We start from the raw sequence: 2,655 nt of genomic DNA on the forward strand, positions 1-2,655 counted from the left end.
CCCCGAGCCCGCCCTCACCGGCGCCGAGACCTGCGACCTGCTGGTCGTCGGCGGCGGCTACAGCGGGCTGTGGACCGCGCTCAACGCGAAGGAGCGCGACCCCGGGCGGGACGTCGTCCTGCTGGAGGGCCGTGAGGTGGGCTGGGCCGCCTCCGGCCGCAACGGCGGCTTCTGCGCCGCCTCCCTCACCCACGGCCTGCCCAACGGGCTGACCCGCTGGCCCGACGAGATCCACAGGCTTCAGGAGCTGGGCGCCCGCAACCTCGACGAGATCGAGAAGGCGGTCGCCCGGCACGACCTCGACTGCGAGTTCGAGCGCACCGGCGAGATCGACGTGGCGACGGAGACGTACCAGGCATGGGAGCTCCGCGACTGGTACGAGGAGCTCCAGGAGAAGGGCCTCGCCGACGGCGTCGAGTTCCTGGACGCCGACGCGGTGCGCGAGCAGGTCGCCTCACCGACCTTCGAGGCGGGACTGTGGGACCGCCGGGGCGTGGCCATGCTCAACCCGGCCAGGCTCGTCTGGGGCCTGAAGCGGGCGTGCCTGCTGCTCGGCGTCCGGGTCTACGAGCACACGCCCGCGCTCACGCTGAAGCCGTACGGCGCCGGCATGGCCGTACGCACGCCGTACGGTTCCGTGCGGGCCCGGCAGATCGCGCTCGGTACGAACATCTTCCCGAACCTGGTCAAGCGGGTCCGGGCGTACACCGTGCCGGTCTACGACTACGCGCTGATGACCGAGCCGCTGAGCGGGCAGCAGCTCGCGTCGATCGGCTGGCAGAACCGGCAGGGGCTCGGGGACAGCGCCAACCAGTTCCACTACTTCCGGCTGTCCGCCGACAACCGGATCCTGTGGGGCGGTTACGACGCGGTCTACCCGTACGGGGGGCGGGTGCGGGCCGAGTACGACGACCGGCCGGAGACGTACGCCAAGCTCGCCGGGCACTTCTTCAGGTGCTTCCCGCAGCTGGAGGGCGTCCGCTTCACGCACGCGTGGGGCGGCGCGATCGACACCTGCTCGCGCTTCTCCGCGTTCTACGGCACCGCGCATCAGGGCAAGGTCGCGTACGCGGCCGGTTACACGGGCCTCGGGGTCGGCGCGACCCGCTTCGGCGCGGACGTGATGCTGGACCTGCTGGCCGGGGAGAGCACCGAGCGGACCTCGCTGGCCATGGTCCGCAAGAAGCCGCTGCCCTTCCCGCCGGAACCCTTCGCCTGGACCGGCATCGCCCTGACCAAGTGGTCGCTGGCACGCGCCGACTCGCACGGCGGGCGGCGCAACCTGTGGCTGCGGACCATGGACAAGCTCGGTCTGGGATTCGACAGCTGAACGATCGTATGTGATCCGACTCACTCAAATGGGTGGTCAGAACCCGCGTAATGCTCCCGGGAAGATCTTCCTCTCCCTCATGACGCGAACAGCGTCGACGAGAGAGAGGGAGGTCTTCTCATGACAGGGGCGAAGACGGCGGTCGAGTGGCTGGCATCCGTCGCACCGGATCCCGAGGCCTGCCGCTGGGAGTGGGAGCGCAACCCCCTGGGGGTGGCGCTGCTGCCGGCGGGCAAGGCCTGGGACGTACTCATCCTGCCCGGTGAGCTGGGCTATCCGACGCTCGACGTCCTGACCCGCATCCTCGACCAGCTCGGCCCGGTGCTCGTCGACTTCGGCGACGCGCGGATGGGCTTCTTCGTGCCCCCGGGCACCGCGGCCCGCTGGCTCGGCACCGGCATCCGCACGGCAGGCGCCGGCACCTGGATCGTCGTGCCCTACCCGGGCCGGGTGACCGGATCAGGAGTGCGCTGGCTGGTCCCCCCGGACGGCTCCGGAGTCCTGATCGACCCGGCCCTGCTGGAACTGGCTATGCACGAGGCGGCGGCGGGACTGGCGACGGAGGAGGCGGACGGCTGAGTCGGCGGTCGCGTCGTCATGTACGGCCACGGGTCCGGGGCGGCCGAGGTGCGGCACGAGGAGCCGGAGCCCGAGACCGGCCGGCGGTCCCGCCGCGCCTTGCCGGTCGCCCGGGCCGGGGGTCAGCGGCGGTCGAGGCGGGACAGGAGCAGGCGGAATCCGAGGAACAGGTCCGTGCAGAGCAACCAGCTCCCCACCACGTCCAGGGGCCAGTGCCAGCCCCGGCGGACCAGGCCGTAGGAGACGCCCAGGACGAGCAGCACGCAGCCGATGACCAGGGCGCGGCGGGTGCGGGGCGAGCGGAGCCAGGGGAGGACGAGGAGGGTCGCGGCGCCGTACGCGATGGCGGCCGTGGCGGTGTGACCGGACGGGAAGTAGCCGGTGCCGGGTGGGACGACCGGCGTGCCCGGGCGGGCGGTGAGTTCCTTGAGGGGGACCACCAGGGCCGGGACCAGGGCCATCAGGACGGCCGCCGCGGCGGACGGCACCCACCATCGGTCCGTACCGGTGCGGCGGGCCAGCCAGCCCGCGTAGAGCAGCGCCACGGCGAGGACCGGGACCGCGACCTCGACATTGCCCAGGTCGGCGAGGATCTCCGAGAAACGGTCCGGGTGGACCAGGGAGCGGCTGATCCGTTCGTCGGCACGCAGGAGCGGCCCGTCCTCGACGACCTGCCAGGTGATCAGGGCGAAGAGGAGGGCCGGGATTCCGAGAAGGAGGGTGAGGAAGGCCGGCCGCCCCGGAAC

The 2,655-nt window shown here is 72.1% G+C and carries 3 protein-coding genes; 2 read left to right on the forward strand and 1 reads right to left on the reverse strand.

Translation table 11 applies throughout. The features are described 5' to 3' along the window. Window positions 1–1,330, forward strand: a 1,330-nt coding sequence (locus EHS43_RS42075) for an FAD-binding oxidoreductase (RefSeq protein WP_125195746.1), incomplete at its 5' end; no start/stop codon positions are given. Window positions 1,331–1,450: 120 nt separating this feature from the next. Beyond that, a complete protein-coding gene (locus EHS43_RS42080; protein WP_125195747.1) occupies window positions 1,451–1,909 on the forward strand; it encodes a hypothetical protein in 459 nt (152 codons plus the stop codon). 122 nt (window positions 1,910–2,031) lie between these two features. Here EHS43_RS42080 and EHS43_RS42085 read toward each other — a convergent pair. After that, on the reverse strand, window positions 2,032–2,655 hold a 624-nt coding region (locus EHS43_RS42085), incomplete at its 5' end, for a phosphatase PAP2 family protein (protein WP_312023477.1).

The sequence above is a fragment of the Streptomyces sp. RP5T genome, from assembly GCF_003933965.1.
Classification (GTDB): Bacteria; Actinomycetota; Actinomycetes; order Streptomycetales; family Streptomycetaceae; genus Streptomyces.

Coding starts and splice junctions, on each gene's coding strand:
- EHS43_RS42080 (WP_125195747.1), top strand. CDS start 1,451: ATGACAGGGGCGAAGACGGCGGTCGAGTGGCTGGCATCCGTCGCACCG.